37 protein-coding genes are annotated in these 24,386 nt (G+C 60.2%); 32 read left to right on the top strand and 5 right to left on the bottom strand.

Going from position 1 to position 24,386, the window contains the following annotated elements:
• Positions 1 to 2 precede the first annotated feature (2 nt).
• From tuf to BLP23_RS32165, 29 genes are all read left to right on the top strand, one after another.
• Complete coding sequence (gene tuf / locus BLP23_RS32305) at positions 3 to 1,178, top strand: elongation factor Tu (RefSeq protein ID WP_039844630.1); 1,176 nt, start codon at positions 3 to 5, stop codon at positions 1,176 to 1,178.
• 259 nt (positions 1,179 to 1,437) lie between these two features.
• Positions 1,438 to 1,746 carry a 30S ribosomal protein S10 gene (gene rpsJ / locus BLP23_RS32300; RefSeq protein WP_003547547.1) on the top strand — a complete coding sequence of 103 codons (309 nt, stop codon included), beginning with the start codon at positions 1,438 to 1,440 and terminating at the stop codon, positions 1,744 to 1,746.
• Between the two features lie 34 nt (positions 1,747 to 1,780).
• Positions 1,781 to 2,422, top strand: coding sequence for a 50S ribosomal protein L3 (gene rplC, locus BLP23_RS32295; protein ID WP_022718392.1), 642 nt, complete (start codon positions 1,781 to 1,783; stop codon positions 2,420 to 2,422).
• A gap of 12 nt (positions 2,423 to 2,434) precedes the next feature.
• Entirely contained in the window at positions 2,435 to 3,055 is a 621-nt protein-coding gene (gene rplD, locus BLP23_RS32290; protein WP_022718391.1) for a 50S ribosomal protein L4, read from the top strand.
• On the top strand, positions 3,052 to 3,345 hold the full coding sequence (locus BLP23_RS32285) for a 50S ribosomal protein L23 (RefSeq protein ID WP_022718390.1): 294 nt from the start codon (positions 3,052 to 3,054) through the stop codon (positions 3,343 to 3,345). The genes rplD and BLP23_RS32285 overlap by 4 nt, the downstream gene beginning before the upstream one ends.
• A gap of 11 nt (positions 3,346 to 3,356) precedes the next feature.
• Complete coding sequence (rplB, locus tag BLP23_RS32280) at positions 3,357 to 4,193, top strand: 50S ribosomal protein L2 (protein WP_039844639.1); 837 nt, start codon at positions 3,357 to 3,359, stop codon at positions 4,191 to 4,193.
• A 15-nt stretch (positions 4,194 to 4,208) separates the two neighbouring features.
• The gene (gene rpsS / locus BLP23_RS32275) at positions 4,209 to 4,487 is read left to right on the top strand and encodes a 30S ribosomal protein S19 (RefSeq protein ID WP_007531666.1); all 279 of its coding nucleotides are present in this window, start codon (positions 4,209 to 4,211) and stop codon (positions 4,485 to 4,487) included.
• Between the two features lie 2 nt (positions 4,488 to 4,489).
• Entirely contained in the window at positions 4,490 to 4,879 is a 390-nt protein-coding gene (gene rplV / locus BLP23_RS32270) for a 50S ribosomal protein L22 (protein WP_022718388.1), read from the top strand.
• Positions 4,879 to 5,598 carry a 30S ribosomal protein S3 gene (gene rpsC, locus BLP23_RS32265; RefSeq protein WP_022718387.1) on the top strand — a complete coding sequence of 240 codons (720 nt, stop codon included), beginning with the start codon at positions 4,879 to 4,881 and terminating at the stop codon, positions 5,596 to 5,598. The genes rplV and rpsC overlap by 1 nt, the downstream gene beginning before the upstream one ends.
• Before the next feature lie 36 nt (positions 5,599 to 5,634).
• Positions 5,635 to 6,048, top strand: a complete 414-nt coding sequence (rplP, locus tag BLP23_RS32260) for a 50S ribosomal protein L16 (protein ID WP_022718386.1) — start codon at positions 5,635 to 5,637, stop codon at positions 6,046 to 6,048.
• A 10-nt stretch (positions 6,049 to 6,058) separates the two neighbouring features.
• Entirely contained in the window at positions 6,059 to 6,259 is a 201-nt protein-coding gene (gene rpmC / locus BLP23_RS32255) for a 50S ribosomal protein L29 (protein WP_022718385.1), read from the top strand.
• A gap of 12 nt (positions 6,260 to 6,271) precedes the next feature.
• Positions 6,272 to 6,511 carry a 30S ribosomal protein S17 gene (gene rpsQ / locus BLP23_RS32250; protein ID WP_003547557.1) on the top strand — a complete coding sequence of 80 codons (240 nt, stop codon included), beginning with the start codon at positions 6,272 to 6,274 and terminating at the stop codon, positions 6,509 to 6,511.
• Between the two features lie 264 nt (positions 6,512 to 6,775).
• Entirely contained in the window at positions 6,776 to 7,144 is a 369-nt protein-coding gene (rplN, locus tag BLP23_RS32245; RefSeq protein ID WP_018900268.1) for a 50S ribosomal protein L14, read from the top strand.
• A 12-nt stretch (positions 7,145 to 7,156) separates the two neighbouring features.
• On the top strand, positions 7,157 to 7,465 hold the full coding sequence (gene rplX / locus BLP23_RS32240; RefSeq protein ID WP_022718384.1) for a 50S ribosomal protein L24: 309 nt from the start codon (positions 7,157 to 7,159) through the stop codon (positions 7,463 to 7,465).
• Positions 7,458 to 8,015 (top strand): 50S ribosomal protein L5, encoded by a 558-nt coding sequence (gene rplE, locus BLP23_RS32235; RefSeq protein ID WP_092588735.1) that lies wholly within the window; start codon positions 7,458 to 7,460, stop codon positions 8,013 to 8,015. Before rplX ends, rplE begins: the two co-directional genes overlap by 8 nt.
• A gap of 32 nt (positions 8,016 to 8,047) precedes the next feature.
• Positions 8,048 to 8,353, top strand: coding sequence for a 30S ribosomal protein S14 (gene rpsN / locus BLP23_RS32230; protein ID WP_074067600.1), 306 nt, complete (start codon positions 8,048 to 8,050; stop codon positions 8,351 to 8,353).
• A gap of 12 nt (positions 8,354 to 8,365) precedes the next feature.
• Positions 8,366 to 8,764, top strand: coding sequence for a 30S ribosomal protein S8 (gene rpsH / locus BLP23_RS32225; RefSeq protein WP_022718381.1), 399 nt, complete (start codon positions 8,366 to 8,368; stop codon positions 8,762 to 8,764).
• 42 nt (positions 8,765 to 8,806) lie between these two features.
• Entirely contained in the window at positions 8,807 to 9,340 is a 534-nt protein-coding gene (gene rplF / locus BLP23_RS32220) for a 50S ribosomal protein L6 (RefSeq protein ID WP_022718380.1), read from the top strand.
• A gap of 12 nt (positions 9,341 to 9,352) precedes the next feature.
• A complete protein-coding gene (gene rplR / locus BLP23_RS32215; RefSeq protein WP_022718379.1) occupies positions 9,353 to 9,715 on the top strand; it encodes a 50S ribosomal protein L18 in 363 nt (120 codons plus the stop codon).
• A gap of 132 nt (positions 9,716 to 9,847) precedes the next feature.
• Positions 9,848 to 10,417, top strand: a complete 570-nt coding sequence (gene rpsE / locus BLP23_RS32210; RefSeq protein WP_092588734.1) for a 30S ribosomal protein S5 — start codon at positions 9,848 to 9,850, stop codon at positions 10,415 to 10,417.
• Between the two features lie 14 nt (positions 10,418 to 10,431).
• Positions 10,432 to 10,641, top strand: coding sequence for a 50S ribosomal protein L30 (gene rpmD / locus BLP23_RS32205; RefSeq protein ID WP_022718377.1), 210 nt, complete (start codon positions 10,432 to 10,434; stop codon positions 10,639 to 10,641).
• A gap of 16 nt (positions 10,642 to 10,657) precedes the next feature.
• Positions 10,658 to 11,131, top strand: coding sequence for a 50S ribosomal protein L15 (rplO, locus tag BLP23_RS32200; RefSeq protein WP_022718376.1), 474 nt, complete (start codon positions 10,658 to 10,660; stop codon positions 11,129 to 11,131).
• Between the two features lie 234 nt (positions 11,132 to 11,365).
• Positions 11,366 to 12,706, top strand: coding sequence for a preprotein translocase subunit SecY (secY, locus tag BLP23_RS32195; protein ID WP_092588733.1), 1,341 nt, complete (start codon positions 11,366 to 11,368; stop codon positions 12,704 to 12,706).
• Positions 12,703 to 13,353, top strand: a complete 651-nt coding sequence (locus tag BLP23_RS32190) for an adenylate kinase (protein WP_092588732.1) — start codon at positions 12,703 to 12,705, stop codon at positions 13,351 to 13,353. Before secY ends, BLP23_RS32190 begins: the two co-directional genes overlap by 4 nt.
• 227 nt (positions 13,354 to 13,580) lie before the next feature.
• Positions 13,581 to 13,949 carry a 30S ribosomal protein S13 gene (rpsM, locus tag BLP23_RS32185; protein ID WP_022718373.1) on the top strand — a complete coding sequence of 123 codons (369 nt, stop codon included), beginning with the start codon at positions 13,581 to 13,583 and terminating at the stop codon, positions 13,947 to 13,949.
• A 132-nt stretch (positions 13,950 to 14,081) separates the two neighbouring features.
• The gene (gene rpsK / locus BLP23_RS32180) at positions 14,082 to 14,471 is read left to right on the top strand and encodes a 30S ribosomal protein S11 (protein WP_022718372.1); all 390 of its coding nucleotides are present in this window, start codon (positions 14,082 to 14,084) and stop codon (positions 14,469 to 14,471) included.
• A gap of 103 nt (positions 14,472 to 14,574) precedes the next feature.
• Positions 14,575 to 15,585 carry a DNA-directed RNA polymerase subunit alpha gene (locus BLP23_RS32175; protein WP_022718371.1) on the top strand — a complete coding sequence of 337 codons (1,011 nt, stop codon included), beginning with the start codon at positions 14,575 to 14,577 and terminating at the stop codon, positions 15,583 to 15,585.
• Positions 15,586 to 15,630: 45 nt separating this feature from the next.
• Complete coding sequence (gene rplQ, locus BLP23_RS32170; RefSeq protein WP_022718370.1) at positions 15,631 to 16,053, top strand: 50S ribosomal protein L17; 423 nt, start codon at positions 15,631 to 15,633, stop codon at positions 16,051 to 16,053.
• Positions 16,054 to 16,189: 136 nt separating this feature from the next.
• On the top strand, positions 16,190 to 16,567 hold the full coding sequence (locus BLP23_RS32165) for a nuclear transport factor 2 family protein (protein ID WP_092588731.1): 378 nt from the start codon (positions 16,190 to 16,192) through the stop codon (positions 16,565 to 16,567).
• A gap of 10 nt (positions 16,568 to 16,577) precedes the next feature.
• Here the strand turns inward: BLP23_RS32165 and msrQ are convergent, their stop codons facing one another.
• Positions 16,578 to 17,234 (bottom strand): protein-methionine-sulfoxide reductase heme-binding subunit MsrQ, encoded by a 657-nt coding sequence (gene msrQ, locus BLP23_RS32160; RefSeq protein WP_092588730.1) that lies wholly within the window; start codon positions 17,232 to 17,234, stop codon positions 16,578 to 16,580.
• Entirely contained in the window at positions 17,234 to 18,181 is a 948-nt protein-coding gene (msrP, locus tag BLP23_RS32155) for a protein-methionine-sulfoxide reductase catalytic subunit MsrP (protein WP_092588729.1), read from the bottom strand. The genes msrQ and msrP overlap by 1 nt, the downstream gene beginning before the upstream one ends.
• A gap of 329 nt (positions 18,182 to 18,510) precedes the next feature.
• On the opposite strand from msrP, the gene ilvD reads away from it, so the two are divergent.
• Positions 18,511 to 20,349: a dihydroxy-acid dehydratase gene (gene ilvD, locus BLP23_RS32150; RefSeq protein ID WP_092588728.1), complete on the top strand. Its 1,839-nt coding sequence runs from the start codon at positions 18,511 to 18,513 to the stop codon at positions 20,347 to 20,349.
• 114 nt (positions 20,350 to 20,463) lie between these two features.
• On the opposite strand, the gene BLP23_RS32145 is transcribed toward ilvD, so the two are convergent.
• Both BLP23_RS32145 and BLP23_RS32140 read right to left on the bottom strand, forming a co-directional pair.
• Positions 20,464 to 20,814 carry a lysozyme inhibitor LprI family protein gene (locus BLP23_RS32145; RefSeq protein WP_092588727.1) on the bottom strand — a complete coding sequence of 117 codons (351 nt, stop codon included), beginning with the start codon at positions 20,812 to 20,814 and terminating at the stop codon, positions 20,464 to 20,466.
• 31 nt (positions 20,815 to 20,845) lie between these two features.
• Positions 20,846 to 21,220, bottom strand: coding sequence for a YkvA family protein (locus BLP23_RS32140; protein ID WP_092588726.1), 375 nt, complete (start codon positions 21,218 to 21,220; stop codon positions 20,846 to 20,848).
• A gap of 117 nt (positions 21,221 to 21,337) precedes the next feature.
• Between BLP23_RS32140 and BLP23_RS32135 the strand changes: the two genes are divergently transcribed.
• Both BLP23_RS32135 and BLP23_RS32130 read left to right on the top strand, forming a co-directional pair.
• A complete protein-coding gene (locus BLP23_RS32135) occupies positions 21,338 to 22,741 on the top strand; it encodes a DegQ family serine endoprotease (RefSeq protein ID WP_092588725.1) in 1,404 nt (467 codons plus the stop codon).
• A complete protein-coding gene (locus BLP23_RS32130; RefSeq protein ID WP_092588724.1) occupies positions 22,738 to 24,054 on the top strand; it encodes a replication-associated recombination protein A in 1,317 nt (438 codons plus the stop codon). Before BLP23_RS32135 ends, BLP23_RS32130 begins: the two co-directional genes overlap by 4 nt.
• A 17-nt stretch (positions 24,055 to 24,071) precedes the next feature.
• Here BLP23_RS32130 and BLP23_RS32125 read toward each other — a convergent pair whose 3' ends face one another.
• Positions 24,072 to 24,377: a DUF1883 domain-containing protein gene (locus tag BLP23_RS32125; protein ID WP_092588723.1), complete on the bottom strand. Its 306-nt coding sequence runs from the start codon at positions 24,375 to 24,377 to the stop codon at positions 24,072 to 24,074.
• Positions 24,378 to 24,386: the final 9 nt, after the last annotated feature.

Here is a 24,386-nt window from a genome sequence, read left to right as displayed (position 1 = left end):
AAATGGCAAAGAGTAAGTTTGAGCGCAACAAGCCGCACGTTAACATCGGCACGATCGGCCACGTTGACCACGGCAAGACGTCTCTGACGGCGGCGATCACGAAGTACTTCGGCGAGTTCAAGGCGTATGACCAGATCGACGCTGCACCGGAAGAAAAGGCGCGCGGCATCACGATTTCGACGGCGCACGTCGAGTATGAGACGGCCAACCGTCACTACGCGCACGTCGACTGCCCCGGCCACGCCGACTACGTCAAGAACATGATCACCGGTGCCGCACAGATGGACGGCGCGATCCTGGTGTGCTCGGCTGCCGACGGCCCGATGCCGCAGACCCGCGAACACATCCTGCTCGCCCGCCAGGTCGGCGTTCCTGCAATCGTCGTGTTCCTGAACAAGGTCGACCAGGTCGACGACGCCGAGCTTCTCGAGCTCGTCGAGCTGGAAGTGCGCGAACTGCTGTCGTCCTACGACTTCCCGGGCGACGACATCCCGGTCGTCAAGGGTTCGGCGCTTGCTGCTCTTGAAGATTCCGACAAGAAGATTGGCGAAGACGCGATCCGCGAGCTGATGGCCCAGGTCGACGCCTACATCCCGACGCCTGAGCGTCCGATCGACCAGCCGTTCCTGATGCCGATCGAAGACGTGTTCTCGATCTCGGGCCGCGGTACGGTCGTGACCGGCCGCGTCGAGCGCGGTATCGTCAAGGTTGGCGAAGAAGTCGAGATCGTCGGCATCCGCCCGACCTCGAAGACGACGGTGACCGGCGTTGAAATGTTCCGCAAGCTGCTCGACCAGGGCCAGGCCGGCGACAACATCGGCGCACTGATCCGCGGCGTGAACCGCGACGGCGTCGAGCGTGGCCAGATCCTGTGCAAGCCGGGTTCGGTGAAGCCGCACAAGAAGTTCAAGGCTGAAGCCTACATCCTGACGAAGGAAGAAGGCGGCCGTCATACGCCGTTCTTCACCAACTACCGTCCGCAGTTCTACTTCCGCACGACGGACGTGACGGGCATCGTGACGCTGCCGGAAGGCACGGAAATGGTGATGCCGGGCGACAACGTCACGGTTGACGTCGAGCTGATCGTGCCGATCGCCATGGAAGAAAAGCTGCGCTTCGCCATCCGCGAAGGCGGCCGCACCGTCGGCGCCGGTATCGTCGCATCGATCGTAGAGTAATCTTTTAAGCAAGCGGCCCCAGGGCCGCTTGCTTATGACATAAAAATGTAGCAAATGGCGCGCGAGCGCGATTTGCTTCTGCTTCGGCTTCGAGGCAGGCAATGAACAGATAAGGTGGGCCTTAAGGCCTGGAGACTGGAAAGGGACATCGTTTCGGTGTCCCATTCGATCTTTGAAACCGGTGGTCCGCCTTAGGAAAAGAAGAACAGCCCGTGCCGTTTTGTTGGCACGCGAAGAACAAACACAAGGATAACGTCGAATGAACGGCCAAAATATCCGCATTCGCCTGAAGGCGTTCGATCACCGAATTCTCGATGCTTCCACGCGCGAGATTGTGTCGACGGCGAAGCGCACCGGAGCTAGTGTCCGGGGCCCCGTTCCGCTTCCGACCCGCATCGAGAAGTTTACGGTCAACCGGTCCCCGCACATCGACAAGAAGAGCCGCGAGCAGTTCGAGATGCGCACGCATAAGCGCCTCCTCGACATCGTAGACCCGACCCCGCAGACGGTGGACGCGCTGATGAAGCTCGATCTCGCCGCCGGTGTCGATGTTGAGATCAAGCTCTGAGCCTAGCTCGAGCGGATTTGGAAGGATTGAACCGATGCGTTCAGGTGTGATTGCACAGAAGGTGGGAATGACCCGCGTCTACAACGACGCCGGCGAGCATGTCCCGGTAACGGTATTGCGTATGGAAGGCTGCCAGGTCGTTTCTACGCGCACTGTAGAAAAGAATGGCTATACCGCAGTTCAGCTCGGTGCTGGCCAGGCGAAGGTTAAGAATACGTCCAAGGCGATGCGCGGCAACTTTGCTGTCGCCAACGTCGAGCCGAAGGCCAAGCTCGCAGAATTCCGCGTTTCGGAAGACAATCTGCTCGAGGTCGGCACCGAGCTCAAGGCTGGTCACTTCGCTGCAGGTCAGCTCGTCGACGTGACGGGTACGACCATCGGTAAGGGTTTTGCCGGCGCCATGAAGCGCCACGGCTTCGGCGGTCTGCGCGCCACGCACGGTGTGTCCGTTTCGCACCGTTCGCATGGTTCGACGGGCTCGCGCCAGGATCCAGGCAAGGTTTTCAAGAACAAGAAGATGGCTGGTCACATGGGCCAGACGCGCGTAACGACTCAGAACCTGGAAGTGGTTTCGACCGATGAAGATCGCGGTCTGATCCTGATCAAGGGTGCAGTACCCGGTTCCAAGGGTGCCTGGATCATCGTGCGCGATGCCGTCAAGTCGGCAGCGAAGTAAGGAGCCGGACCAATGGAATTCAACGTCAAGACCCTCGAGGGAAAAGACGCAGGGAAGGTTTCTCTCTCTGACGCGATTTTCGGCCTCGAGCCCCGCGAAGACATTCTTGCCCGCGTGATCCGCTGGCAGCTTGCCAAGAAGCAGCAGGGCACGCACCAGGCAAAGGGCCGCGCGGACGTTTCGCGCACCGGCGCCAAGATGTACAAGCAGAAGGGTACGGGCCGCGCTCGTCACCATTCGGCTCGCGCTCCGCAGTTCCGCGGTGGTGGTAAGGCTCACGGCCCGGTCGCCCGCAGCCACGAGCACGACCTTCCCAAGAAGGTTCGCGCTCTCGGCCTGCGCCACGCTCTGTCGGCCAAGTTCAAGTCCGAGGACGTCATCGTCATCGATAATCTGGTCGCTGCTGAAGCAAAGACCAAGGCTCTCGCATCCGTTTTTGAGACGCTGGGCCTGACCAACGCGCTCTTCATCGGCGGCGCTGAGCTTGACGGCAACTTCAAGCTTGCAGCAAAGAACATCCCGAACATCGATGTTCTGCCGATCCAGGGCATCAACGTTTATGACATCGTGCGCCGCGGCAAGCTCGTGCTTTCCAAGGCTGCCGTTGAAGCTCTAGAGGAGCGTTTCAAGTGACCGATCTTCGCCACTACGATGTGATCGTCTCGCCGGCGATTACCGAAAAGTCCACGCTGGTATCGGAAAACAACCAGGTTGTTTTCAACGTCGCCAAGGCGGCCACGAAGCCGGAAATCAAGGCTGCAGTCGAGGCGCTCTTCGGCGTCAAGGTCACGGCCGTCAACACTCTGCTCCGCAAGGGCAAGACCAAGCGTTTCCGCGGTTTTGTCGGCAAGCAGAAGGACGTGAAGAAGGCTGTCGTGACGCTGGCTGAGGGCCAGACGATCGACGTCTCCACCGGTCTCTGAGGAATAAGAAAATGGCATTGAAAACATTCAATCCTACGACCCCGAGCCAGCGCCAGCTCGTCATCGTTGACCGTTCTGGCCTGTGGAAGGGCAAGCCGGTCAAGGTGCTGACGGAAGGCCTGACCTCCAAGGGTGGCCGCAACAACGCCGGCCGCATCACGGTCCGTTTCCAGGGCGGCGGTCATAAGCGCACCTATCGCCTCGTCGACTTCAAGCGCCGCAAGTTTGACGTCGAGGGCACGGTCCAGCGTATCGAATATGACCCGAACCGCACGGCATATATCGCGCTCGTAACCTACACGGACGGCGAACAGGCCTACATCCTCGCTCCGCAGCGCCTCGCTGCCGGCGACAAGGTCATCGCTTCGGACAAGGCCGTCGACGTGAAGCCGGGCAACACCATGCCGCTTCAGTTCATCCCGGTCGGCTCCATCATCCACAACGTGGAAATGAAGCCGGGCAAGGGCGGTCAGATCGCACGTTCGGCTGGCGGTTACGCACAGCTCGTCGGCCGCGACCAGGGCATGGCGATCCTTCGCCTGAACTCGGGCGAACAGCGCCTCGTGCACGGCACTTGCCTGGCGACGATCGGTGCCGTTTCGAACCCGGACCACGGCAACATCAATGATGGCAAGGCCGGCCGTTCGCGCTGGCGTGGCAAGAAGCCGCACAACCGCGGCGTCGTCATGAACCCTGTCGACCATCCGCACGGCGGTGGTGAAGGCCGCACCTCGGGTGGCCGTCATCCGGTTACCCCGTGGGGCAAGCCGACCAAGGGCAAGCGTACCCGGTCGAACAAGTCGACCGACAAGATGATCATGCGCTCGCGTCATCAGCGTAAGAAGTAAGAGAGGAAGTCTCCAATGGCTCGTTCAGTATGGAAAGGTCCGTTCGTTGACGGCTATCTTCTCAAGAAGGCTGAGAAGGTTCGTGAAGGCGGACGTGCAGAAGTAATCAAGATCTGGAGCCGTCGCTCCACGATCCTGCCGCAGTTCGTCGGTCTCACCTTCGGCGTCTACAACGGCAGCAAGCATGTTCCGGTCAGTGTCAATGAAGACATGGTCGGTCACAAATTCGGTGAATTCTCTCCGACCCGGACCTATTACGGTCACGGTGCGGACAAGAAGGCAAAGAGGAAGTAACAATGGGCAAGGCAAAAGCCGAACGCCGGCTGAAGGACAACGAGGCGCAAGCAGTCGCCCGCACGCTCCGCGTCAGCCCACAGAAGCTCAACCTGGTTGCTGCGGCCATCCGCGGCAAGAAGGTTGACCGCGCACTCGCTGAGCTGGAGTTCTCCCGCAAGCGCATCGCAGGCGCCGTCAAGAAGACGCTCGAATCTGCGATCGCCAACGCCGAGAACAACCACGATCTCGACGTCGACTCGCTGGTCGTAGCAGAAGCCTATGTCGGCAAGTCGATCGTCATGAAGCGCTTCCACGCTCGTGGTCGCGGCCGTGCATCTCGCATCGAGAAGCCGTTCGCCCACCTGACGATCGTCGTGCGCGAAGTGCAGGCACAAGAGGAGGCCGCATAATGGGTCAGAAAATCAATCCAATCGGTTTCCGTCTTGGCATCAACCGCACCTGGGATAGCCGCTGGTTCGCGGACAATGCCGAGTACGGTCAGCTCCTGCACGAAGACCTGAAGATGCGCAAGTTCGTCATGAGCGAACTGAAGCAGGCTGGTATTGCAAAGGTCGTCATCGAGCGTCCGCACAAGAAGTGCCGCGTCACGATCCACTCGGCTCGCCCGGGTCTGATCATCGGCAAGAAGGGTGCAGACATCGACAAGCTCCGCAAGAAGCTGTCGGACATGACGAACTCCGAAACGCACCTCAACATCGTCGAAGTGCGCAAGCCGGAAGTCGACGCGACGCTTGTCGCACAGTCGATTGCCCAGCAGCTGGAACGCCGCGTGGCTTTCCGCCGCGCCATGAAGCGCGCTGTTCAGTCTGCAATGCGTCTTGGCGCCGAAGGCATCAGGATCACCTGCGCAGGCCGTCTCGGCGGTGCGGAAATCGCTCGTACCGAATGGTACCGCGAGGGCCGCGTTCCGCTGCACACCCTGCGTGCGGACATCGACTACGGTACGGCTGAAGCCGAAACCGCATTCGGCATCTGCGGCATCAAGGTCTGGATCTTCAAGGGCGAAATCCTTGAGCACGATCCGCTGGCCTCCGAGCGCCGCGCACTCGAGGGTGACGCTCAGGGTCCGGCAAGCCGTGATCGCGATCGTCGCCGCGACAACGCTTGATAGCGTTGGTGGCAGATAAGTTCGGAGAATAAGAAAATGTTGCAGCCAAAGCGTACCAAGTACCGCAAGCAATTCAAGGGCCGCATCAAGGGCGTCGCCAAGGGTGGTTCCGACCTCGCCTTCGGTGAATTCGGCCTGAAGGCTCAGGAGCCCAACCGCGTCAACGCACGTGAAATCGAAGCGGCCCGCCGCGCGATCACGCGCTACATGAAGCGCGCCGGCCGTGTATGGATCCGCGTGTTCCCGGACGTTCCGGTAACCGCAAAGCCGACTGAAGTCCGCATGGGTAAGGGTAAGGGCTCCGTCGAATATTGGGCATGCAAGGTCAAGCCTGGCCGCATGATGTTCGAGATCGACGGCGTCACCGAAGAGATCGCCCGCGAGGCGCTTCGTCTCGGCTCGGCCAAGCTCTCGGTCAAGACGCGCTTCGTTCAGCGCATTGCAGAGTAAGGAGAGGCAGATGAAAGCCGAAGAAGTCCGCGGCCTCACGGCCGATCAGCTCAAGGACAAGCTCGCCAACCTCAAGAAGGAGCAGTTCAACCTGCGCTTCCAGAAGGCAACCGGCCAGCTCGAAAAGTCCTCGCGCATCAACGAGGTCCGCAAGGACATCGCCCGCGTGAAAACCATTGCCCGCCAGAAGGCGGCAGAAGCAAAGGCGTAAAGGAAGAATAACATGCCGAAGCGCATTCTGCAGGGCGTTGTCGTTGGCGACAAGAACGAGAAGACTGTCGTAGTTCGCGTTGAGCGCCGTTTTGCTCACCCGCTGCTTCAGAAGACCGTTCGTCGTTCCAAGAAGTACAAGGCCCACGACGAAAACAACCAGTACAAGATCGGCGATACCGTATCCATCGAGGAATGCGCACCGATCTCCAAGGACAAGCGCTGGACGGTCATTTCCGCCCAGGGCAAGTAACAGAATTTTGCGCGAGGCCTTGCGTCTCGCCGAAATTTCTGTATGAAGCAGCGTCAGAACGCTCGAATGCCGGGCGTTCTTTTGCTTTGAGCGCATGGAAGGTCCCGTCGGGAAACCACCTTGGCACGATTTTTCCCGCGCTATTCAAGCTATTGCCGTGTCTGTACCTGCCCTTGAGGCGGGTTCGGCGGGCTGACAATTTTCATGAGCCGGGGTAGGGGGCGCAAGCCCAACCATTCCGGTAAAACAAGAAGGCGACCTGATATGATTCAGATGCAAACAAACCTCGACGTCGCGGATAATTCCGGCGCACGTCGTGTCATGTGCATCAAGGTGCTGGGCGGCTCGAAGCGCAAGTATGCCTCGATCGGCGACGTCATCGTCGTTTCGATCAAGGAAGCGATCCCGCGCGGCCGCGTGAAGAAGGGTGACGTGATGAAGGCGGTGGTCGTTCGTACCGCCAAGGAAATCCGTCGCGTGGATGGCAGCATCATCCGCTTCGACACGAATGCAGCAGTCCTCATCGACAACAAGAAAGAGCCGATCGGCACCCGTATCTTCGGACCGGTTCCGCGCGAACTTCGCGCCAAGAACCACATGAAGATCATCTCGCTGGCTCCCGAAGTACTGTAAGGAGCGGGAACGATGCAGAAGATTCGTAAAGGCGACAAGGTCGTCATGCTCGCAGGCAAGGACAAGGGCCGTACCGGCGAAGTCCTCCAGGTTCTGCCGAAGGAAGATCGCGCGGTCGTGCGTGGCGTCAACGTCGTCAAGCGCCACCAGCGCCAGACGCAGACGCAGGAAGCCGGCATCATCAGCAAGGAAGCCTCGGTTCACCTGTCCAACATTGCAATCGTCGACAAGGACGGCAAGCCGACCCGCGTTGGTTTCAAGGTCGTTGACGGCAAGAAGGTCCGTGTGGCCAAGCGTTCTGGAGATGTGATCGATGGCTGAGGCAAAATACGAGCCGCGGCTCAAGAAGGAATATGTCGAGCGCATCCGCAAGGCGATGCAGGAGAGGTTCTCCTACGCCAACGAGATGCAGATCCCGAGGCTCGACAAGATCGTAATCAACATGGGTGTTGGCGAAGCAACGGCTGATTCGAAGAAGCCGACGATTGCCGCAGCCGACCTGGCAGCGATCGCCGGCCAGAAGCCGGTCATCACCCGTGCACGCAACTCCATCGCTGGCTTCAAGGTCCGCGAGCAGATGCCGATCGGCGCCAAGGTCACCCTGCGCGGCGCCCGCATGTACGAGTTCCTGGACCGTCTCGTGAACATCGCGCTTCCGCGCGTTCGCGACTTCCGCGGCCTGAACCCGAAGAGCTTTGACGGCCGTGGCAACTTCGCCATGGGCATCAAGGAGCACATTGTGTTCCCTGAGATCAACTACGACAAGGTTGATCAAATGTGGGGCATGGACATCATCGTTTGCACGACGGCAACGAAGGACGACGAAGCACGGGCTCTGCTGACAGAGTTCAACTTCCCGTTCCGTCAGTAACCGTAACGACGAGCGTAGAAAAGGAACCTGACATGGCGAAGACAAGCGCAGTTGAAAAGAACAAGCGCCGCCGTACTACGGTCGCAAATCAGGCTGCCAAGCGCGCAGCCCTGAAGGCGATCATCATGAACCAGTCTCTTCCGATCGAAGAGCGGTTCAAGGCCTCGATCAAGCTGGCATCCCTGCCGCGCGATGGATCGAAGACCCGCATTCGCAACCGTTGCGAAGTATCGGGCCGCCCGCGCGCGTACTACCGCAAACTGCGCATGTCGCGTATCGCGCTGCGTGAACTGGGCAATCTCGGCAAGGTGCCGGGCATCGTCAAGTCGAGCTGGTAAGGAGCAGGTTAGATGACAATGACTGATCCGTTGGGCGATATGCTCACTCGCATCCGCAACGGCGCTTCCCGCCGCAAGTCGTCGGTCTCGACGCCTGCGTCCAAGCTCCGTGCACGCGTTCTCGATGTCCTGCAGTCCGAAGGCTACATCCGTGGCTATTCCGTTGTCGATTTCGGCAATGGCAAGTCGGAACTCAGCATTGAGCTGAAGTACTACGAAGGCACATCGGTGATCCGCGAGATCGGCCGTGTGTCGAAGCCGGGCCGCCGGGTTTATGTCTCGGTCAAGTCCATTCCGCAGGTCGCGAACGGTCTCGGCATCACCATCCTTTCGACTCCGAAGGGCGTGATGGCCGATCACCAGGCTCGCGAACAGAACGTTGGTGGCGAGGTTCTTTGCTCTGTCTTCTAAGACAGGGCAGGGATCTCCATTGCGAACAGACAGGATTTAAACATGTCTCGTATCGGTAAGAAGCCCGTTCAGGTACCTGCTGGAATCACGGCTACGGTCGATGGCCAGAAGGTTACTGCAAAGGGCCCGAAGGGCGAGCTGTTCTTCGTCGCAAACGACGAAGTCGGCGTAAAGCTCGAAGATAATGCGGTCGTGGTCACGCCGCTCAACCAGACCAAGGATGCTCGCGCAAAGTGGGGTATGTCCCGCACGATGATCGAGAACATCTTCAAGGGCGTCAAGGACGGTTACGAGCGCAAGCTCGAAATCAACGGCGTTGGCTATCGTGCATCCATGCAGGGAAAGAACCTGCAGCTGGCTCTCGGTTTCAGCCACGACGTGGTCTATGAGCCGCCGGTCGGAATCTCGATTGCTGTTCCGAAGCCGACGGAAATCGTCGTCACCGGCATCAACAAGCAGCAGGTCGGTCAGGTCGCCGCCGAAATCCGCGAATACCGTGGTCCCGAGCCCTACAAGGGCAAGGGCGTGAAGTATGCTGACGAGCGTATCGTCCGCAAAGAAGGCAAGAAGAAGTAAGGATCACGCGAAATGGCTAGCAGGAAAGAAGCACTTGCACGTCGTGCCAACCGCGTGCGCCGTCAACTCAAGTCGGTGGCCAATGGCCGTCCGCGCCTGTCGGTTCATCGCTCCTCGAAGAACATCTACGCACAGATCATCGATGATGTGGCTGGCAAGACGCTTGCGGCTGCCTCCACGCTCGATAAGGATCTGCGCGGTTCTCTGAAGACCGGTGCCGACACCGCGGCAGCTGCCCTCGTCGGCAAGCTCGTTGCAGAGCGCGCCTCCAAGGCCGGCGTCAAGGAGGTCGTATTTGACCGTGGCGCCTTCATCTATCACGGCCGCATCAAGGCTCTTGCAGAAGCAGCCCGCGAAGGCGGTCTGACCTTCTAAAGAGATTTCCGGCCGCGCGTCTTTTGGACAGCGGCCGGATTTTCACCGGACCGCAAACGCTTCCGCAAGGGAGACCGATGCGGTCCTCGTTTGTTTGCCGATTGCACCCGGAAAAGAAAAAGGAAGAGGACAATGGCACAGGAAAGAAGGGGTTCTCGCGAAGATCGCCAGAACCGCGAAGAGCGCGACAGCGAATTCGTCGACAAGCTTGTCGCGATCAACCGCGTCGCCAAGGTTGTTAAGGGTGGCCGCCGTTTCGGTTTCGCCGCTCTCGTCGTCGTCGGTGACCAGAAGGGCCGCGTAGGCTTCGGTCACGGTAAGGCGCGCGAAGTGCCGGAAGCGATCCGCAAGGCAACGGAAGCCGCCAAGCGCGAGCTGATCTTCGTTCCCCTGCGTGAAGGCCGCACTCTGCATCACGACGTGCATGGACGCCATGGCGCCGGCAAGGTTCTGCTGCGCTCGGCCAAGGTCGGTACCGGTATCATTGCCGGCGGTCCGATGCGCGCCGTTTTCGAAACGCTCGGCGTTCACGACGTTGTCGCCAAGTCGACCGGTTCCTCGAACCCGTACAACATGGTTCGCGCAACCTTCGACGCTTTGAAGCACCAGGTTCACCCGAAGGACATCGCAGCTCAGCGCGGCATCAAGTATGCTACGCTCCAGGCTCGCCGTGCTGCCTCCGGCAACGCCTCTGAAGAATAAGAGGAGTCTGATCCATGGCTAAGGCTACCAAGAAGACCGAAGCGAAGACGGTTACCGTCGAGCAGATCGGCAGCCCGATTCGCCGGCCGGCTGTACAGCGCCAGACGCTGATCGGCCTCGGCCTCAACAAGATGCACCGGACCCGCACCCTGGAAGATACGCCTTCCGTTCGCGGTATGATCCGTGCTGTCCAGCATCTCGTTCGCGTCGTCGACGAGAAGTGAGACGGAGGTTATCATCATGAAACTCAATGAAATCAGAGATAACGAAGGTTCGACCCACAGCCGCAAGCGCCTCGGCCGCGGTATCGGTTCGGGCTCGGGCAAGACCGGTGGTCGCGGTGTGAAGGGTCAGAAGTCCCGTTCGGGTGTCGCCATCAACGGTTTTGAAGGTGGTCAGATGCCAATCTACCGCCGTCTGCCGAAGCGCGGCTTCACGAACATCTTCAAGGCTGACTTCGTCGTCGTCTCTCTCGCACGCATCCAGGCTGCGATCGACGCCGGCAAGCTCGATGCCAAGGCGACTGTCGATGCCGCAGCCCTCAAGGCCGCCGGTGTGATCCGCCGCGCCAAGGACGGCGTTCGTGTTCTCGCCGACGGCGAGCTGAAGGCAAAGATCAAGCTCGAGGTCGCAGGCGCTTCCAAGCCCGCCGTCGAGAAGATCGAAAAGGCCGGCGCTTCGATCACGCTTCTTTCTGCCGCAGCGGCAGAATAATAATCTTATGATATGTCGCCCGGGGTGGCTTCACACCGGGCGATTTTGCTCCCATATGTGGGCCTCACAAGAATCTGCATCGTTGCACCCGCAGCATGCCGGTTTCGACGAAATCAAGGGTGAGGCATAGGTTGCGCCAGCAATCCGTCCGTAGCCCGATTGTGAATAATTTGAATACTGATTCCGGGTCCGGCACTCGCTCGAAGCGCCCGAATTGGTAGCGCGGAGAATCGCATGGCGTCTGCAGCGGAACAATTGGCTTCCAATCTTAGTTTTTCGACCTTCGCCAAAGCCGAGGATCTCAAGAAGCGCCTGTGGTTCACGCTGGCAGCTCTCCTCGTCTATCGTCTTGGTACGCACATTCCGCTTCCGGGCCTCAATCCCGAAGCCTATGCCCAGGCCTTCCGCGGCCAGGCGGGCGGCATTCTCGGCCTCTTCAACATGTTTTCGGGGGGCGCCGTCGAGCGCATGGCGATCTTCGCGCTCGGCATCATGCCCTATATCTCCGCTTCGATCATCGTGCAGTTGATGACCTCGGTCGTGCCGGCGCTCGAAAACCTGAAGAAGGAAGGCGAGCAGGGACGCAAGATCATCAACCAGTACACCCGCTACGGCACCGTACTGCTCGGCGCACTGCAGGCCTATGGCATCGCGGTCGGCCTTGAAAGCGGCAGCGGTCTCGTGGTCGATCCGGGCTTGTTCTTCCGCATTTCCACCGTCATCACTCTGCTCGGCGGCACGATGTTCCTGATGTGGCTCGGCGAGCAGATCACCTCGCGCGGCATCGGCAACGGAATTTCGCTGATCATCTTTGCAGGCATCGCTGCCGGTCTTCCGAGCGCGCTTGCCGGTACGCTCGAACTCGGCCGCACCGGTGCGCTTTCGACGTCGCTGATTCTCGCTGTCATCTTGATCGCAATGGCCGTTATCGCCGTCATCGTCTTCGTCGAGCGCGCCCAGCGGCGGCTCCTGATCCAGTATCCGAAGCGACAGGTCGGTAACCGGATGTTCCAGGGCGATACGTCGCACCTGCCGCTGAAGCTGAATACCTCGGGAGTCATCCCGGCAATCTTCGCCTCGTCGCTGCTGCTTCTGCCAGCGACCGTCGCGGGCTTTGCCAACACGACGGCTCTGCCGTCCTGGGCGACGGCGATCGTTGCGGCGCTCGGCCACGGCCAGCCGCTCTACATGCTGCTCTACGCGGCGCTGATCGCCTTCTTCGCCTTCTTTTACACGGCCATCGTCTTCAATCCGAAGGACACGGCCGACAATCTGAAGAAGCATGGCGGCTTCATTCCCGGCATCCGTCCAGGCGAGCGCACCGCCGAATATATCGATTTCGTCCTGACCCGCATTACGGTCATCGGCGCAATCTATCTCGTCTTTGTCTGCATCCTGCCTGAGATCCTGGTGTCGCAAACTGGCATCCCATTAGCCCTTGGTGGTACTTCGCTTTTGATCGTGGTTAGCGTAACTCTTGATACGGTGGCTCAGATCCAGGGTCATCTGATTGCACAGCAGTACGAAGGCCTGATCAAGAAATCGAAGTTGCGTGGAGGAAAGAGGGGGCGATGAGACTCATACTTTTGGGGCCGCCGGGCGCGGGCAAGGGAACCCAGGCCCAGCGGATCGTGGAGAAGTACGGCATTCCGCAGCTTTCCACGGGTGACATGCTTCGCGCAGCCGTTCACGCTGGAACCGAGGTCGGCAAGCGGGCCGATGCCTTGATGAAGGCGGGCAGGCTTGTGCCCGACGAAGTCGTCAACGCCATCGTCTCCGAACGCATCGACCAGCCGGACTGTGCGAATGGCTTCATCCTCGACGGTTTCCCCCGGACGTTGATCCAAGCGGATGCCACGGAAACGATGCTTCGCGCAAAGGGTCTCGACCTTTCCGTCGTCATCGAGTTGAAGGTCAATGACGACGAACTCATTCGCCGTGTTGCGGGGCGCTATTCATGCGCACAATGCGGCAGCGTCTACCATGACACCGACAAGGCTCCGGAACGCGAAGGGGTTTGCGACAAGTGCGGTTCGACGCATTTCAAGCGCCGGCCGGACGATAATCCGGAGACGATGACGGCGCGGCTTCAGGTCTATTACAAGGAAACCTCGCCGTTGATCGGCTATTATTACGCCAAGGGGAAGCTCAAGAGCGTGGACGGCATGGCCGACATCGATCACGTCACTGGCGAGGTCGACACCATCCTTTCGAAGCTTTAAGGCTTTGAAAATAAACTTGGCGGGACCGGTTGCCTTTCAGCGCTGATTCCGCTAAACACCGCGCCAACTCGCGATATTCGATGCGATCGGCGCGGATTTCCCAAAGGAAGTCCGGGTTCGGTCGTTTTGACATGTTACGAACCCAAATTTGAACGAGCGGCCCTTCGGAGGGCGGCATAATCGAAGCCCTCTTGCCGGATGGCAACTGGAACTCAAGGAGAATAGGCGTGGCACGTATCGCTGGCGTCAACATCCCGACTGCGAAGCGCGTCGTTATCGCGCTGACCTACATTCACGGGATCGGTTCGAAATTCGCACAGGAAATCGTCGAGAAGGTCGGCATCCCGGCTGATCGCCGCGTGCACCAGCTCACGGACGCTGAAGTACTTCAGATCCGCGAAACGATCGACCGCGACTATCAGGTCGAAGGCGATCTTCGTCGCGAAACCTCGATGAACATCAAGCGTCTGATGGACCTCGGCTGCTACCGCGGCCTGCGTCATCGCCGCGGCCTGCCGGTTCGCGGTCAGCGCACGCACACCAATGCCCGCACCCGCAAGGGCCCGGCAAAGGCGATCGCTGGTAAGAAGAAGTAATTTCCGGGAAACCGGGAGTGGGAGGCTGGCGGTCTGCGCCGGCCTCTTTTGAGTTTGGGGCGGAGCCGTAAGGCGCTGCTCCGGTGTAGCCGCTGGTATTACGGCGGTGAAGATATCCAAGAAAGGGATACAATGGCCAAGGAAGCCGTCCGCGTTCGCCGTCGCGAACGTAAAAACATTTCGTCGGGTGTTGCACACGTCAACTCGACCTTCAACAACACGATGATCACCATCACTGACGCGCAAGGCAATGCAATCGCCTGGTCGTCTGCCGGTGCCAAGGGCTTTAAGGGGTCGCGCAAGTCGACCCCGTTCGCGGCCCAGATCGCTGCCGAAGATGCTGCCAAGAAGGCGCAGGAACATGGCATGAAGTCGCTGGAAGTCGAAGTTTGCGGTCCGGGTTCTGGTCGTGAATCCGCTCTGCGCGCGCTCCAGGCTGCCGGTTTCATGATCACGTCCATCCGCGACGTGACGCCGATCCCGCACAATGGCTGCCGGCCGCGCAAGAAGCGCCGCGTCTGATCATCGCCACTCACAACACCGGTGAGCGTTTTGTTGACGCTCCCGGTGCTTCTCAAGCTCGGTTGTCACGATTGGATGGTGGCAACGAACGGAAGGCAAAACAATGATCCAGAAGAACTGGCAGGAATTGATCAAGCCGAACAAGGTCGAATTCTCTTCGAACTCGCGCATCAAGGCGACGCTCGTTGCAGAGCCGCTGGAGCGCGGTTTCGGCCTGACCCTCGGCAACGCGCTTCGTCGCGTTCTGCTCTCCTCGCTGCGTGGTGCCGCTGTGACGGCCGTGCAGATCGACGGGGTGCTGCACGAATTCTCCTCGATTCCGGGCGTCCGCGAAGACGTGACGGATATCGTGCTCAACATCAAGGAAATCGCCATCAAGATGGATGGCGATGACGCAAAGCGCATGGTCGTCCGCAAGCAGGGCCCAGGCGTTGTGACGGCTGGTGACATCCAGACGGTCGGCGATATCGAGATCCTCAACCCTGAGCATGTCATCTGCACGCTCGACGAGGGCGCCGAAATCCGTATGGAATTCACCGTCAACAACGGCAAGGGCTACGTTCCGGCCGAACGCAATCGTGCGGAAGATGCTCCGATCGGCCTGATCCCGGTCGACAGCCTCTATTCGCCGGTCAAGAAGGTGTCCTACAAGGTTGAAAACACCCGCGAAGGACAGGTTCTCGACTACGACAAGCTGACGATGACCATCGAAACCGATGGCTCCGTCTCCGGCGAAGACGCCGTCGCTTTTGCGGCGCGCATCCTCCAGGACCAGCTTGGCGTCTTCGTCAACTTCGACGAGCCGCAGAAGGAAGCCGAAGAGGAAGCAGTCACCGAACTCGCTTTCAACCCGGCGCTCCTCAAGAAGGTAGACGAACTCGAACTGTCGGTCCGCTCGGCAAACTGCCTGAAGAACGACAACATCGTCTACATCGGCGACCTCATTCAGAAGACCGAAGCAGAAATGCTCCGCACGCCGAATTTTGGTCGCAAGTCGCTGAACGAAATCAAGGAAGTTCTCGCTTCCATGGGCCTGCATCTCGGCATGGAAGTGCCGGCATGGCCGCCTGAGAACATCGAAGATCTCGCCAAGCGGTACGAAGACCAGTACTAACCATCAAACGGCGGGCGAGATGCCTGCATGTGAAGGAGAATAGCAATGCGCCACGGTAAAGCCGGCCGCAAGCTGAATAGAACCGCAAGCCACCGCAAGGCGATGTTCGCCAACATGGCGGCTTCGCTCATCACGCATGAGCAGATCGTGACGACCCTGCCGAAGGCAAAGGAAATCCGCCCGATCGTTGAAAAGCTCGTTACCCTCGGCAAGCGCGGTGACCTGCACGCTCGCCGTCAGGCGATCTCGCAGATCAAGGACGCCGCAGTCGTTTCGAAGCTCTTCGATACGATCGCATCGCGCTACGCAACCCGCAATGGCGGCTACCTGCGTATCATGAAGGCCGGTTTCCGCCAGGGCGACAACGCCGCTCTCGCCGTCATCGAATTCGTTGACCGCGACACCTTCGCCAAGGGCGCAGCCGACAAGGCCCGCACCGCCGCCGAAGAGCAGGCCGTCGCCGCCTAATATCGTCCGGTTCGCCGGAAACAAACAGCCGGGCTTGGAAGCCCGGCTGTTTCTGTTTGTCGCTTTGGACGTGTTGAACCCTGATTGCGCTATGCGAAACTGACGATGTTGGCGATTTCAACGCGTGGTGGATGTCATGGGAAATTTACGTGAACTGCTGAGTGAAATCCGCCTTCTCGAAGAGGCCCTTCACCGCCCCGAGATACGCCGTTCAAGAACGGCAGTAGAAGAGCTACTTTCGGAGGATTTCGTGGAGATCGGCAGTTCCGGGGCGATATATCGCCGTAACGAAATCATCGATCTTCTCATGCGGGAATACGACAATGCAGATCCTGGCGAATTGCTGGCCTACGATTATTCACTGACCATCATATCTTCGGACGCTGTTTTGCTGACCTATCGCACTCGGCGCACAAGACAGGATGGATTTGAGCGACATGTTTTGCGCAGCTCAATTTGGAAGCACTCCGAAATTGGATGGCAAATGCTGTTTCACCAAGGGACCTTAGCCTGACACTGCAGGCTCAAGCGGTGGTCGCCGTCGCCCGGCTGCCTTGCCGTGCTTGCCCGCGCTTCCTGCCGCGGGCGATCGGCCTCCAGGAGCGGTAGAGGATCAGCAGAATCAGCAGGCCGACATAGATGTACTGCTCGAGGCCCAAGACCTTGGTCGAGAGGGCGAAGTGCAGCGCGCCGCAGGCTGCGACGATGTAGACGAGGCGGTGAAGGCGAACCCAGTTCGGACCCAGGCGCCGGATCGAGAAATTGTTGGATGTCAGCGCAAGCGGAATGAGCAGCGTCAGGCCCGCCATGCCGAACATGATGAAGGGCCGCTTTACGACATCGTCGATGACAGCTTGAATGATCAATGCCTGGTCGAGCACCATGTAGACGGTGAAATGCATTGCGACATAGTAGAAACAGAGCAGGCCGAGCGAACGGCGGTAGCGCAGGTAGTTCCAGCCCAAGAGATCGCGGGCAGGGCTGACGGCGAGCGTCAGGATCAGGAAGCGGATCGCCCAGATGCCGAGGAACAATTCGAAGGTCTTCACCGGATCGGCGCCGAGCCCGTCCGTGGCGCCGAGGTAGAAATACCAGGCGGCGGGCAGGAGCCCCGCCACGTAGAGCAGCCAGACGGATGCCGGCTGCCAGCGTTTCGGAAGCGTAAGCGAGAAATCCGTCATCAGAAGTTCACCTTCAGGTCCATACCGGAATAAAGGCTTGCGACCTCATCGGCGTAACCGTTGAAAGGCAACGTCGGATGGCGGCTGGCGCCGAAGAAGCCGCTTTCGCCAATGCGCCGTTCGCTCGCCTGGCTCCAGCGAGGATGATCGACCGCCGGATTGACGTTGGCATAGAAACCATATTCCTGCGGGTTTGTGACCTGCCAGGTGTTCTTCGGCTGCTGGTCGGTGAGCGTGATCTTCACGATCGACTTGATGCCCTTGAAGCCGTATTTCCACGGCACGACGAGGCGGATGGGCGCACCATTCTGGTTCGGCAGCGTTTCGCCATATAGCCCGACGGCAAGCAGCGTCAGCGGGTGACGGGCCTCGTCGAGGCGCAGGCCCTCGACATAAGGCCATTCGAGTGACTGGAAGATGCCTTTCTGGCCCGGCATCTCGTCCGGCCGGACGACGGTTTCGAAGGCGACGTATTTGGCGCTGCCCAGCGGCTCCACCTTGTCAAGCAGAGCTGCAAGCGGGAAGCCGTCCCATGGGATCACCATCGACCAGGCCTCGACACAGCGCATGCGGTAGACGCGCTCCTCGATCGGAAATTCCTTGATCAGGGCCTCGATATCGAAGGTGCCCGGTTTGCCGACCATGCCGTCGACCTTGACGGTCCAGGGCAGGGGCTTGAAATTGCCGGAAAGTGCCGCGGGATCTCCCTTGTCGAGGCCAAATTCGTAGAAGTTGTTATAGGTCGTCACATCCTTCAGCGGCGTCGTTTTTTCACCGACCTTGTACTTGCTCTCAATGACGGAAAGGGCCGCAGCGCTCGCCTTGCCGGCCCCGTAGAGCGCCATGGCGCCGAGCGTTGCAGCCCCAAGGAACTCGCGGCGGCGGAGATAGAGCTGGCGCGGCGTGACCTCCGAAGACGGGATCTTTAGCGGATGATAAGCCGGCATTTCGAAATCCTCCTGGGCGGAAACGGCCCGATATCTGAATAAACGCATCAGCAGCGTCTTTGGATGACTGTGTAGGCCTTGAAGATTGCTTTCGGGAAGCCAATTTTTTGTGTTCTGGTGTGATGGAATAGCCTGTAACAAAAGGTTGCGATTCACCGTATATGTCCGATGGGCGCAAATGGGCGGCGTACCGGATTTGCCCTTGCCGGTAGTGACAGTCCCGGCTGATTGGATTAGGACAATTCCAAAATGCAGCGGCTGCCCGGTCTGCAAGTTTTCTTGTCGTCCCGCATCGTCCGCGCAATTTCCGCAGATCAAGGAAGAAACCGATGCCAGCTTACCGTTCCAGAACCACGACTCACGGCCGCAACATGGCGGGCGCGCGCGGCCTTTGGCGCGCGACAGGCATGAAGGACTCGGATTTCGGCAAGCCGATCATCGCGGTGGTGAATTCCTTCACCCAGTTCGTGCCGGGCCACGTACATCTGAAGGACCTCGGCCAGCTTGTCGCCCGCGAGATCGAAGCAGCCGGTGGCGTTGCCAAGGAATTCAACACGATCGCCGTCGACGACGGCATCGCCATGGGCCATGACGGTATGCTCTATTCGCTGCCGTCGCGCGAACTGATCGCCGACAGCGTCGAATACATGGTCAACGCCCATTGCGCCGACGCCATGGTCTGCATCTCGAACTGCGACAAGATCACCCCCGGCATGCTGATGGCGTCGCTGCGCCTCAACATCCCGTCGGTCTTCGTTTCCGGCGGCCCGATGGAAGCTGGCAAGGTCGTACTGCAGGGCAAGAAGCATGCGCTCGATCTGGTCGATGCCATGGTTGCCGCCGCTGACGACAAGATCAGCGACGAGGATGTTCAGACGATCGAGCGCTCGGCCTGTCCGACCTGCGGCTCGTGCTCCGGCATGTTCACGGCCAATTCCATGAACTGCCTGACAGAAGCGCTCGGCCTGTCGCTTCCCGGCAACGGCTCGACGCTTGCAACCCATGCCGACCGCAAGCGCCTCTTCGTCGAGGCTGGGCACTTGATCGTCGATCTCGCCCGCCGCTACTACGAGCAGGACGACGTCAAGGCGCTGCCGCGCACGATCGCTTCGAAGCAGGCCTTTGAAAACGCCATGGCGCTCGATATCGCCATGGGCGGCTCGACCAATACCGTTCTGCACATCCTGGCTGCCGCCCATGAAGGCGAGGTCGACTTCACGCTGGCCGACATCGACGCGCTGTCGCGCCGCGTGCCGTGCCTTTCCAAGGTCGCGCCGGCCAAGGCCGATGTGCACATGGAAGACGTCCACCGCGCCGGCGGCATCATGTCGATCCTCGGCGAGCTGGACAAAGGCGGTCTACTCAACCGCGACTGCCCGACCGTTCATGCCGAGACGCTGGGTGACGCTATCGACCGCTGGGATATCACCCGCACGAGCAGCGAGACGGTTCGCGACTTCTACCTCGCGGCCCCCGGCGGCATCCCGACCCAGGTCGCCTTCAGCCAGAGCGCCCGCTGGGAAGAGCTGGATACCGACCGGGAAAAGGGCGTCATCCGCTCAGTCGAGCATCCGTTCTCGAAGGATGGCGGCCTAGCTGTCCTCAAGGGTAACCTCGCGCTCGACGGCTGTATCGTGAAGACGGCGGGGGTCGATGAATCGATCCTCAAATTCTCCGGACCGGCCAAGGTCTACGAAAGCCAGGATGCTGCGGTGAAAGCCATCCTCGGCAATGAGGTCGTCGCGGGCGACGTCGTCGTCATCCGCTACGAAGGCCCGAAGGGCGGCCCCGGCATGCAGGAAATGCTCTATCCGACGAGCTACTTGAAGTCGAAGGGCCTCGGCAAGGCATGCGCGCTGATCACCGACGGCCGCTTTTCCGGCGGCACCTCCGGCCTCTCGATCGGCCACGTTTCGCCGGAAGCGGCGAACGGTGGCACGATCGGCTTGGTGCGCCCGGGTGACATGATCGATATCGACATCCCGAACCGCACGATCAGCCTGCGTATCAGCGACGCCGAACTTGCGACCCGCCGTTCGGAGCAGGAAGAGAAGGGCTGGCATCCGGCCGAACACCGCAAGCGCAATGTCACGACGGCGCTGAAGGCCTATGCGGCTTTCGCGACGAGTGCGGACCGCGGCGCGGTGCGCGATCTCGGCAGCCGCTGAGAAACTGCAAGACTTAATCAGGAGACGGCGCCTTGCGGAATGCGGGCGCCGTTTTGTCTGTCTGTTCACGGCAACACGGAATGTCGTCCTTTGCGAAGGGCTGAACAGGCGCGGCTATAGCGGCCGGTTGATGTTCTTGTAGGTCTCGCCGAGCTGTTTCATCCGCTCGTCGTAGGCGGCCTTGATGCAGGCGGCATCCGCCCCGCATACCTGCCGCTTCTTCAGCCAGGCCGTTTGCTCGTCCTGCAGCGTGCCGCGCGAGCCCATGGCGAGCAGGCCTGAAAGAAGATCGAACGTCGTCGCCATCTTCACATCGGCATCATTGAGCGCGCGGTTGTCGCAGATCACCTTTTCGTCCGACTTCAGCTCCTTTGCATCGCAATCGAAGCTTGCGGCCGGGGCGGCGCCGGAGCTCAAACATGCTGCGGACAAGGCAAGTATGGCAAGGGCAAGGGAACGTGTCATGCAAATCTTCCTGCTTCAGGGAGGTAGCGCCTCAAAAAAACGCCAGTACCAGAAAGATGAAGCAGAACGTCCAGACGGCAAGGACGAAAAGGAGCCCCGCTCTGCTACCGGCCGGACGGCTGGCGCGCAATTCGGCCTCCTTGCGGAGTTCGGCCATGATCACCGGCGGGACGAGCTTGACGGCCAGCAAAATGCCGAGCGGCACGATGACGAGGTCGTCGAGATAGCCGAGGACGGGCACGAAATCCGGGATCAGATCGATAGGCGAAAGCGCATAGGCCGCCACTGCTGCAGCGGTCGCTTTTGCAAGCCACGGAACGCGTGGGTCGCGAGCGGCAAGCCACAATGCGGCAATGTCACGTCTCAGTGACTTCGCCCATGTTTTCGCTTTTGATATCAGTTTCATGCTGGAGGTTCCTCACGTGCTTTCAAACCTGCCTTATTCCTTCATGCTTCCGCCCTCTTTCCTTTCTAACGTCCCGCGCTACAACACATTGTCAATACGAATTCAGAAGGGATTCCAATGCAAGGCCTGTTGAAACGCGCTTCCATTTCGCTCTTTGCGCTGGTCGTCGCTTTGCCGTTCGGCGCAGATGCGCAGGACGCGAAGACGGTGCCGCAAAGCCAGGCCGAACTGCAGCTTTCCTTCGCGCCGCTCGTCAAGCAGACGTCAGGCGCGGTGGTGAATGTCTACGCAGAGAAGATCATCCAGCGCCAATCTCCCTTCGCAGGCGACCCCTTCTTCGAGGAGTTCTTTGGCCAGCAGATGCCGAATCGCACCGAGAAGCAATCCTCACTCGGCTCCGGCGTCATCGTTGAAGCAAACGGCACAGTGGTGACGAACAATCACGTCATCGAGGGTGCGGACGACATCAAGGTGGCGCTGTCGGACGGCCGCGAGTTCCCGTGCAAGGTCGTGCTGCGTGACGACCGGCTCGATCTCGCGGTGCTGAAGATCGGCGCCAAGGCGAGCTTCCCGACGCTGGCGATCGGCAATTCGGATGCCGTCGAGGTCGGCGATCTCGTGCTTGCGATCGGCAATCCCTTCGGCGTCGGCCAAACGGTGACGAGCGGCATCGTTTCGGCGCTTGCGCGCAACCAGGTTGTCAAGAACGAGTTTGGCTTCTTCATCCAGACCGACGCGTCGATCAATCCCGGCAATTCGGGCGGTGCGCTGATGAACATGAAGGGTGAACTGATCGGCATCAATACGGCGATCTTCTCGCGCGGCGGCGGCTCGAACGGTATCGGCTTTGCGATCCCCGCCAACCTGGTGAAGGTGTTCCTGGCATCGGCCGACGCTGGCGTGAAGTCGTTCGAACGCCCCTATGTCGGCGCCACCTTCGACGCGGTGACCTCCGAGGTTGCAGAGGCGCTCGGTCTCGACAAGGCACGTGGCGCGCTGATCGTGAAAGTGACGGATGGCGGTCCTGCATCCAAGGCGGGTCTGAGAGCCGGCGAGATCGTCACGGCGGTGAACGGCGTTCCGGTCGAACATCCCGACGCGCTTCTCTATCGTCTGACGACGGCGGGCCTCGGCAGCTCCGTCAACCTGACCGTGGCCGAGAATGGCGGCGAGCAGCAGGTGGCGTTGAAGCTCGACCGGGCGCCGGAAACCTCGCCGCGCGACCAGCGCACGATCGGCGGGCGCACGCCCTTCACCGGTACTGTCGTCGAGAACCTGTCGCCGCGCGTCGCCGACGAGCTGCGCATGCCGACGGAATCGACCGGTGTCGTCGTTGCCGATGTCAAGGATGGCTCGCCTGCAGCGCGTCTCGGCTTCGAGCCGAAGGACATCATCGTTTCAATCAATGGTGCACCGGTACAGACAACGGAGGAGTTGGAACAGATGGCCGACGCGGACCCGGGTTTCTGGCGCGTTGAGATCGAGCGCGACGGTCAGCGGATACGGCAGTTCTTCCGATGAGCGACGATCTCTTCGCACCGCGTGTTCCGGAGGAGGTCGCCAACAGGCGGCCTCTCGCAGATCGGCTCCGGCCGCAGACGATTGCCGAAGTCACCGGCCAGGAACATCTGACGGGCGAAGACGGCGTGCTACGCCGGATGATCGCAAGCGGTTCGCTCGGCTCCATGATCTTCTGGGGCCCGCCCGGCACCGGCAAGACGACCGTTGCCCGGCTGCTTTCGGGTGAAGCGGGCCTCGCCTTCGAACAGATCTCGGCGATCTTCTCCGGCGTCGCTGACCTCAAGAAGGTTTTCGACGCCGCGCGACTGCGCCGCATGGGCGGCCGCCAGACGCTGCTTTTCGTCGACGAGATCCACCGCTTCAACCGTGCCCAGCAGGATAGCTTCCTCCCGGTCATGGAAGACGGCACCATCATCCTCGTCGGTGCCACCACAGAGAATCCGTCCTTCGAGCTCAATGCCGCTCTCTTGTCTCGCGCCCGCGTGCTGACCTTCAAATCACATGATGAAGAAAGCCTGGAAGAACTGCTGAAGCGTGCTGAGACGGCCGAAGACAATGCGCTGCCGCTGACGGCGGATGCACGCGCCAGCCTCTTGCGCATGGCAGACGGCGACGGCCGTGCCGTACTGACGCTTGCCGAGGAGGTCTGGCGCGCCGCTCGCGACGGTGAGACGTTCGATACCGAAGCGCTTACGCGCATCGTGCAACGCCGTGCCCCGGTCTATGACAAGGCGCAGGACGGCCACTACAATCTCATCTCCGCGCTGCACAAGTCCGTGCGCGGCTCCGATCCGGATGCAGCGCTCTACTATCTCGCCCGCATGTTCGATGCCGGCGAGGACCCGCTCTATCTCGGGCGGCGGCTGGTGCGCATGGCGGTGGAGGATATCGGTCTTGCCGATCCGCAGGCGCTGGTCATCTGCAATGCCGCCAAGGACGCCTATGATTACCTTGGGTCACCGGAAGGTGAGTTGGCGTTCGCGCAGGCCTGCGTCTATCTGGCGACCGCCCCGAAATCCAATGCCGTCTACACGGCTTTCAAGGCCGCCACGCAGGCGGCAAAAGAGAACGGCTCGCTGCTGCCGCCGAAGCATATCCTGAACGCGCCGACCAAGCTGATGAAGGGCGAAGGTTATGGCGAGGGCTATCGCTACGACCACGACGAGCCCGACGCCTTTTCGGGCCAGGATTATTTTCCGGAGAAGATGGGCCGCCAGACCTTCTACGATCCGCCGGAGCGCGGCTTTGAGCGTGATATCCGCAAGAGGCTGGAATATTGGGCGAAGCTCAGAAAAGAGCGCAATCCGCGCTAGTTGCCGTCCGGTGACTTTTATGACGCATGCTTGTGGCCCGCCGGCGCGGCGATTACCTTCACTGCGGATTCGGCAAGCCCGTGATGGCCTTCCATGTCCACGACCAGATGCCAGTGGCCGCTTTCGGGAATAGCGAGCCTGATGGGCGATTTCTTTGCAACTCCGCCGATATACTTGAAATCGAGAACCTCGGTGAAGCGCTGATAGTTCGGCGCCGTCATCAGCCGCACATTGTTCACCGCATTCAGCGTCACCTCGATAACGGTTCCGGCGCGCTGCTCGTGAAGATCATAATGGGTAAAGCGGAAGCTGGGTTTCGGCATGGATCTTTG

This window comes from Rhizobium mongolense subsp. loessense (assembly GCF_900099775.1).
Taxonomy (GTDB): Bacteria; Pseudomonadota; Alphaproteobacteria; order Rhizobiales; family Rhizobiaceae; genus Rhizobium; species Rhizobium loessense.
The sequence above is the reverse complement of the archived record's forward strand: the minus strand, read 5'-3'. Positions and strand labels throughout refer to the sequence as shown.